Below are 7,222 nucleotides of genomic sequence, written 5' to 3'. Positions count from 1 at the left end.
CTGAAGGCGGGGGCGGAAGTGGCGGTGAACGAGAACGCCACGCTGTCGCTGGGCTACGGCGGGCTGCTGTCGCAGCACCATCAGGACAACAGCGTCAACGCCGGTTTTACCTGGCGCTTCTGACGTTCTGCGGGGATCAAAAGAGCAACGGAGCCGGCATGCCGGCTCCGTTTTTATTTGCGGCGGTGGGGGGAGTCCGTATGATGGCGCGGCGCCAGGGCAATAAAAAACCGGGACCCTTGCGGATCCCGGCTTAAAAGTGGGTAAAACAGATTAGCGCTAAAGGCTCAAGCCCCGTTTTGCTTGTGCAGTCCGAGCGATGTGAGCATCGTCTCAGTAGCGGCAACGGAACAAATTTTCCCTGGTGTGACTATGGTTATTATTAAAAAACGTGCTGGTGTTATTTTTTATAGTGTATTGCTGTATGTCTCTTTTGATACCATGTTTGACGATGCAACATGGTATGTCAAGCAACGTTTTTAACGCATAATTGCATGAGATGCTAGTTTTAGATGTGGCTTTTTCATCAGAAATAATCAAAACGACTGATAAATCAGTAAAAAAAATCGAAGGAACAAATGGATAACAATCATCAAAAATTCGATTCACAGTCGATTGCCAATCGGGTCAGGGAGCTGTTTTTACATTACGGGATTGGAAAACGTCAGCATGCCCGAGAGCTCAGCCGCATCTTGGATCTGAGTTTTTCACATGCGCACCGCAAACTGAAAGGGCAAAGTCCCTGGACGCTGGAGCAGATCAACAGCGTCGCGGCTGCGTTGGGAGAAACGCCGGCGGCGATCGCCGATTTTAGCGCCGAACATGAGAGCGCCGAGCCAAACATGGCGCGTGATGCCATCTTTTTCGTGGCCGGGGTGGCGATGCCTTGCGTCGGGCACATCGGTGATGAACTGCCTGCGGGGCGGCCGGCGGAGTTTGTGGCGCTGCGCGTAGAGGGACAATGGCAGATCTATCGCGCCGATGAGGCGCCGGCAGGCCCGCGTTACGGCGTCGATCTGATCGAAATCCGGCCCGGTTACGGCGACGACGAGCGCTTGAGCATCGCGGTATTGGACGATTCGCATCAGGCGGCCGATGAGCTGGCCAAGTACCTCGGCGGTTGCGGTTTCAATGCGGTGGCGTTTTACGACGTCGACAGCTTCTGCCAGGCGTTACAGCAAAGCCTGTTTGACGGTTACGTGGTGGATTGGCTGATCGGTGAAGAAACGGCGGACCGCTGCATCGCCACTATCCGCGCCTCCGACAACCCGGATGCGCCAGTGCTGGTGCTGACCGGCGAACTCGGCACCGACCGGCGCGAATCAGAGATAGCGCAGGCAATGCGTGAGTACGACGTGCTTGGCCCTTACGAAAAACCGGTGCGGCTTCATGTGATCGAAGCCGCACTGCAACGTTGTTTTAATCTTTAGCGGGAAACACCTCGGCCAGCGCGCTCGACAACGCATCCAGCCGGACCGGCTTCATCAGATAGTTGTCGAATAGCGCACGCTGGTCCGCCGTCAGCTGCTCCGGCGTGTAGGCGCTGATGCCGATGATCGGCACATGGCGGTTGGGGCCGCGGCGGTTGCGCAGCTGCCTGGCCAGGGCGGCGCCGTCGATGCCCGGCATCTGCAGATCCAGCAACAGCGCGTCGTAAGGGCGTCTGAGCAGTTTCTGCAGCGCGCGCTCCGGTGAATCGCACAGTTCGTGCTGGTAACCCAGCTTGTCCAGCAGCGCCGCAAAGGCGTCCCCCACCGACTTGTTGTCATCCACCACCAGGACCTGCTGCGGCTTCTGCTGCAAAGAGGCATTGGCGGCGGCGGGCTCGTCGGCGCGCTCTTCTTCACTGATCTGCACCGGAATGCTGACGATAAAGGTGCTGCCCTTCTTGATTTCGCTGTACACCGTGATGGTGCCGTCGAGCAGCGTCACCAGGCCGTGCACGATCGCCAACCCCATCCCGACGCCGGCATACTGCTTGGTATGCGACTGATCCAGCTGGGTAAAGGGTTTGAAAATCTGATCGAGCTGGTCCTTTTCGATACCGATGCCGGTATCGGTCACTTCGATAATCAACGAGCTGCCGCCCGGCTGACGGCGCAGACAGCTGTGCAGCGTAATGCTGCCGCTTTCGGTGTACTTGTAGGCGTTGGTCAGCAGATTGACGATGATCTGCCGGATGCGCAGCGGATCGGAGTGCACCAACAGGTGGCTGCACTCCACTTCGCAGCTCAGTTTGACCTGCTCTTTGCGGGTCAAGGTGGCGATTTCGTTGGCGGTCTCCGCGATCAGCTTCTGCGCGTCGAACGGCACGATGCGCAGCTCCATCATACCGCTGTCGAGGTGCGCGTAGTCGGTCAAATCTTTCATCTGGCTTTCGATTTGCTGCGCGGCGGTTTCCAGCCGTTGGAAGGTGTCCGCATGTTCCGCCGACACCCGGGTGTTAACCAGCACGTCGATGGCCGACATCACGCTCTGCAGTGAAGTGCGCAGCTCGTGACCGATGGCGCCGAGGAACGCGTTTTTGGTGCGGGTCGCTTTCTCCGCCTCGATCGCCTTGGCCTGCTGGCGAATGGTCAGCCGCTGCTGACGGAACACGATGAGCGTAATGGCGATCAACGCGATCACCGAGAACATGACGATCACCAGCCCATAGAAAATGATGTGCCGTTTCTCGATATAGTCCTCATAGGCGGCGGTGCGTTGCTTCACCTCGGCGTGGTCGGTCAGGTTGGCCATTTCGATGGCGTAAGGTTTGATGGCCTTCATGGCCGCGAAAACCTGGCCGAAGTCGATTTTCGGGCTGTCCAACAGCTTATCGATGCGATCCATCTGCAGGCGCATCTGTTTGACCACTTCCGGGTAGCCCGGTTCGGCGTACAGCGGCTGGGTGGATTCAGAAACGGTTTCCAGCACATAGAAACGCGAATAGAGGATCTCGAACCGCAACCGCAGGTTGTCGCTGTCCACCTGTGGGGCGTGGCTCTGCTGTTCTACCAGCGTGTCGAATTCCGCCAGCTTGATGGAGAACTTGGCGATCGACCAGGAGTAGTTCTCCTGAGTACCGGCGATGGCGTACAGCCCTTTTTTCGACAGCGTGGCGCTGTAGTAATAGAGCGTAACGGTCGAAGCCACCAAAAACAGCGCGGCGAAGATGGCCGGGATCGCCAGCCTGCTGCCGTTCTTAAAGGTCGTCAGTTTCATTTGATCACGATCCGGTCGACTTGCCAGATAAAGCGCGAGTTGTAGAGCGGCGAGTTCAGCTCAGGCCCGGCGGCGTCGCGCGGGTAAACCAGGAACAGCGGGCCGAAGTTTCTGAGCTTCAGCATCTCCCCGTCCATCTTGTAGGCCAGGATCATGTTGTACTTCTTGACGTCCGACAGCGGCACGTCGATGTAATAGTCGTTCAGCGCGTAGAAGGTCAGCGTTTCGCCTCTGGCGCCGACGCGCTCCAGAATATCGGCCACCGAAATCCCTTCAAACTTTCTCTGCGGTGTCCAGGAGGTGGAGGTGGTGATGCTGCGCACCGGCATCGCCAACAGTTGCTTATCGGTGAACAGATAGCTTTTGTTGACCGGGTCGGTCACGTTGTCGATCTTGCCCGCCACTTCCAGGGTAAAGCTGAGCGCGCTGCTCTGGGCGATAATCAGGGCCACGCAGGCCATCGCAAGGGTTTTGCATAGTTTGAACAGCATCGGTGTTCTCCAGAGGCGCGGGGAGGTTGTATCAGTCCCGCTAATTTATCAGGCTGAATAATGGCAGAAAAAGCAGGCGGGTGCGAAGGGAATAGTAAACCGCACAAAAAGAACAGGCCGGATAAATACCGGCCTGCGAGTTGGCTAACCGCAGCGGTTAGCGCATGGTGACGAACTCTTCCGCAGCGGTCGGGTGGATGGCCACGGTGTTGTCGAAGTCCTTCTTGGTGGCGCCCATCTTCACCGCTACGGCGAAGCCCTGCAGGATCTCGTCCATGCCGAAGCCGATGCCGTGCAGGCCGACGATTTTCTCTTCTTTACCCGCGCACACCAGCTTCATGCGGCACGGCTGGCGGTGCTGCGTCACGGCGCTGTACATGGCGGTGAAGGAGGATTTGTACACCTTCACGTTGTCCGCGCCGAACTTCTCGATGGCTTCCGGCTCGGTCAGGCCAACGGTGCCGATCGGCGGGTGGCTGAACACCACGGTGGCGATGTTGCTGTAGTCCAGATGCTCTTCCGGCTTGTTGTTGAACAGGCGTTCGGACAGGCGGCGGCCGGCGGCCACGGCGACCGGGGTCAGCTCTACCGCGCCGGTGTTGTCGCCCACGGCATAGATGCCTTTGACGTTGGTGTTCTGGAACTTATCGACGTCAATGTAGCCTTGCTCGTTGGTTTTCACCCCGGTGACGCCGAGGTTCAGGTTGTCGGTCGCCGGTTCGCGGCCGATGGCCCAGATCAGGCAGTCGACGGTGAATGCTTTGCCGTTTTCCAGCTGCAGCGTCAGGCTGCCGTCGGCGTTCTTGACGATCGCTTTCGGCACCGATTCGGTGTGCAGGCTCGGCCCTTCGGTGTTCATCACTTCCACCAGGGTTTCGACGATCATTGGATCGAAGCTGCGCAGCGGCGCGTGCTTGCGCACGAACAGGTGCGTTTCGGCGCCCAGCGCGTTCAGCACGCCGGCGATCTCCACGGCGATATAGCCGGCGCCGACTACGGCGACGCGCTTCGGCATGGCGTCCAGCTCAAAGAAGCCGTCGGAGTCGATGCCGTATTCGGCGCCCGGAATAGCCGGATGGCTCGGGCGGCCGCCGGTGGCGATCAGGATGTGGTCGGCGGTGATGGTCTCGCCGTTCACTTCCACGGTGTGAGCATCCACGAAGCGCGCGAAGCCTTTGATCACGTCGACCTTGTTCTTGCCCAGCACGTTATCGTAGGAGTTGTGGATGCGATCGATATAGGCGGTGCGGTTGGCGACCAGCTTTTTCCAGTCGAAGGCGTTGACGGTGGTGTCGAAGCCGTAGTCCGGGCCGTACTGATGGATAGCCTCGGCGATCTGCGCCGCGTGCCACATGACTTTTTTCGGTACACAACCCACGTTTACACAGGTGCCGCCCAGCTCTTTGGCTTCAATCAGCGCACACTTTTGGCCGTACATGGCTGCCCGGTTGATCGATGCGATACCGCCGCTGCCGCCGCCAATTGCTAGATAATCGTAATGTTTCGTCATCTGGGATTTCCATGAGTTGTGAATTTGAAGAGGGTAAGAGTTTAACGCCTGACCGGGGTTTGTCGCAAAGATTGCGTCGATGGCTGCGATAGGTGGAGGCAGGGCGCGGCGAACCGCACCCGGCTGGGGATTATTCCGGTACCACCCAGTTCACCAGATGGTGGCCGATGCCCGACGGCACCAGCACCTTGTGCAGCCACGGCAGCACGTTTTTCATCTGCTGTTCCAGCTTCCACGGCGGGTTGATGACGATCATGCCGGAGGCGGTCATGCCGCGCTGATCGCTGTCGGGCTTCACCGCCAGTTCGATCTGCAGAATGCGGCGAATGCCGGTGGCTTCCAGATCGCGCAGCATGCGTTTGATCTGCTGGCGCATCACGACCGGATACCACAGCGCGTAGGTGCCGGTGGCGAAACGCTTGTAGCCTTCCTGAATGCCTTTGACCACGTCCTGGTAATCGGTCTTCATTTCATACGGCGGGTCCATCAGGATCAGACCGCGGCGCGACAGTGGCGGCAGCTGGGATTTCAGCTGCTGATAGCCGTCGGCGCGCTGCACTTTGGCGCGCTCGTCTTTCTGGAATTCGCTGCGCAGCAGCGGGTAGTCGCTCGGGTGCAGCTCGGTCAGGTGGATTTTGTCCTGCGGGCGCAGCAGCTGGCGGGCGATCAGCGGCGAGCCAGGATAATAGCGCAGCGTGCCGGAACGGTTGAAGTTATGCACCACGCTCATATAGGCCGCCAGCTCTTCCGGCAGATCGTCGCGCTGCCACAGCAAGCCGATGCCTTCCAGGTATTCGCCGGTGCGCTCGGCGTGTTCGCCGCTGAGCTGATAACGACCCGCGCCCGAGTGGGTGTCCAGATACAGGAACGGCTTCTCTTTTTCCTTCAGCGACTCGATGATCAGGCTCTGAACGGTGTGCTTGAGCACGTCGGCGTGGTTGCCGGCGTGGAAACTGTGGCGATAACTTAACATGACGGGTGGCGGTTCCTTGTGCTCCGCAGGCGGAGCATTCAATGCAATAAGGCTTATAATCTGCACAGTATAAACTGTCTGGCCGGGAAAAACTGGACTCCGTTGCCGCAGACGTTCACAGAAAGGGACAGGACGATGAGCAAACAGGCGATTTTGGCAAACTACCCCGACGCGGCGCGCTGGGCGTTTGGCGACGGCCCCGAATTGGCCGACGAACTGCTGCAGTTGGTGCTGAGCGGGGAAAAGACCGCCACCTGCAGCTCCTATGCGAGCTATCGCCGGGAGCAAACGCCGATGATCGGCGACGATAACATTATTCTCGACGGCCGTGGCGAACCGGCCTGCGTGATCAAAACCCTGGCGCTGCGTTTGGTGCGCTATGACCGGATGACCGCCGAGATGGCGGCCAAAGAGGGCGAAGGCGACAAAAGCCTGGCGTTTTGGCGCCAGGGGCATCAAGAGTTCTTTACCCGCGAGGGCACTTTTGCGCCGGACATGTGGCTGGTGTTCGAAGAGTTCGAACTGGTTGAAACGCTGTGAATCACAAGGAGAAAGGATGAGCTGCATTTTTTGCGACATCGTGGCGGGCAAGGCGCCGTGCCATAAAATCTGGGAAGACGACGACCATCTGGCGTTCCTGTCCATCTTTCCCAACACCGACGGTTTCAGCGTGGTGATCCCCAAGGCGCACCACCCGAGCTACGCGTTTGAGCTGCCGGACGAGGTACTGAGCGCGCTGATGCTGGCGACCAAACGGGTGGCGAAGCAGCTGGACCGCGCGTTCGACGACGTCGGCCGCTGCGGCATGGTGTTCGAAGGCTACGGCGTCGATCATGTGCACGCCAAACTGATCCCGCTGCACGGTACCGCGTCGCTGGAGCAGTGGCGGCCGATCGAATCGACCTCGCCGAAGTTTTTCGAACGCTACGAGGGCTATATCTCCTCCCACGACGCCGCGCGCGCCGACGACGAGCAGCTGGCGGCGCTGGCCGCCCGCATCCGCCAAAGTGCCGTTTAAGGCACGAACGATCAACGCCGGGCATT

8 protein-coding genes are annotated in these 7,222 nt (G+C 59.1%); 4 read left to right on the top strand and 4 right to left on the bottom strand.

What is annotated here, in order from left to right:
* On the top strand, positions 1-123 hold a 123-nt coding region (locus ACRAWE_RS23060; protein WP_211130855.1), incomplete at its 5' end, for an autotransporter outer membrane beta-barrel domain-containing protein.
* A 455-nt stretch (positions 124-578) separates the two neighbouring features.
* The gene (locus ACRAWE_RS23055) at positions 579-1,430 is read left to right on the top strand and encodes a helix-turn-helix domain-containing protein (RefSeq protein WP_019455248.1); all 852 of its coding nucleotides are present in this window, start codon (positions 579-581) and stop codon (positions 1,428-1,430) included.
* On the opposite strand, the gene ACRAWE_RS23050 is transcribed toward ACRAWE_RS23055, so the two are convergent.
* The 4 genes from ACRAWE_RS23050 to ACRAWE_RS23035 form a co-directional block, all read right to left on the bottom strand.
* A complete protein-coding gene (locus ACRAWE_RS23050) occupies positions 1,420-3,204 on the bottom strand; it encodes an ATP-binding response regulator (RefSeq protein WP_063918348.1) in 1,785 nt (594 codons plus the stop codon). The genes ACRAWE_RS23055 and ACRAWE_RS23050 overlap by 11 nt on opposite strands.
* On the bottom strand, positions 3,201-3,695 hold the full coding sequence (locus ACRAWE_RS23045; RefSeq protein ID WP_063918349.1) for a molybdopterin-dependent oxidoreductase: 495 nt from the start codon (positions 3,693-3,695) through the stop codon (positions 3,201-3,203). The genes ACRAWE_RS23050 and ACRAWE_RS23045 overlap by 4 nt, the downstream gene beginning before the upstream one ends.
* Positions 3,696-3,852: 157 nt before the next feature.
* Positions 3,853-5,205 (bottom strand): glutathione-disulfide reductase, encoded by a 1,353-nt coding sequence (gene gorA, locus ACRAWE_RS23040; protein WP_019455245.1) that lies wholly within the window; start codon positions 5,203-5,205, stop codon positions 3,853-3,855.
* 130 nt (positions 5,206-5,335) lie between these two features.
* Positions 5,336-6,178 (bottom strand): 23S rRNA (adenine(2030)-N(6))-methyltransferase RlmJ, encoded by an 843-nt coding sequence (locus ACRAWE_RS23035; RefSeq protein WP_004931012.1) that lies wholly within the window; start codon positions 6,176-6,178, stop codon positions 5,336-5,338.
* Between the two features lie 135 nt (positions 6,179-6,313).
* Between ACRAWE_RS23035 and ACRAWE_RS23030 the strand changes: the two genes are divergently transcribed.
* Together ACRAWE_RS23030 and ACRAWE_RS23025 are read left to right on the top strand one after the other, a co-directional pair.
* Positions 6,314-6,718: an ASCH domain-containing protein gene (locus ACRAWE_RS23030; RefSeq protein WP_019455244.1), complete on the top strand. Its 405-nt coding sequence runs from the start codon at positions 6,314-6,316 to the stop codon at positions 6,716-6,718.
* A 16-nt stretch (positions 6,719-6,734) separates the two neighbouring features.
* Positions 6,735-7,196, top strand: coding sequence for an HIT family protein (locus tag ACRAWE_RS23025; protein WP_019455243.1), 462 nt, complete (start codon positions 6,735-6,737; stop codon positions 7,194-7,196).
* Positions 7,197-7,222 lie beyond the last annotated feature (26 nt).

This window comes from Serratia sp. BFP-2025, from assembly GCF_050880365.1.
Taxonomy (GTDB): Bacteria; Pseudomonadota; Gammaproteobacteria; order Enterobacterales; family Enterobacteriaceae; genus Serratia; species Serratia surfactantfaciens.
This window is presented reverse-complemented; position numbering and strand designations above follow the sequence as displayed.

Bases quoted from the DNA above. Each gene is read 5' to 3' on its own strand.
- ACRAWE_RS23045 (WP_063918349.1), bottom strand. From the start codon at position 3,695: ATGCTGTTCAAACTATGCAAAACCCTTGCGATGGCCTGCGTGGCCCTG.
- ACRAWE_RS23035 (WP_004931012.1), bottom strand. From the start codon at position 6,178: ATGTTAAGTTATCGCCACAGTTTCCACGCCGGCAACCACGCCGACGTG.
- ACRAWE_RS23050 (WP_063918348.1), bottom strand. From the start codon at position 3,204: ATGAAACTGACGACCTTTAAGAACGGCAGCAGGCTGGCGATCCCGGCC.
- gorA (WP_019455245.1), bottom strand. From the start codon at position 5,205: ATGACGAAACATTACGATTATCTAGCAATTGGCGGCGGCAGCGGCGGT.
- ACRAWE_RS23025 (WP_019455243.1), top strand. From the start codon at position 6,735: ATGAGCTGCATTTTTTGCGACATCGTGGCGGGCAAGGCGCCGTGCCAT.
- ACRAWE_RS23030 (WP_019455244.1), top strand. From the start codon at position 6,314: ATGAGCAAACAGGCGATTTTGGCAAACTACCCCGACGCGGCGCGCTGG.
- ACRAWE_RS23055 (WP_019455248.1), top strand. From the start codon at position 579: ATGGATAACAATCATCAAAAATTCGATTCACAGTCGATTGCCAATCGG.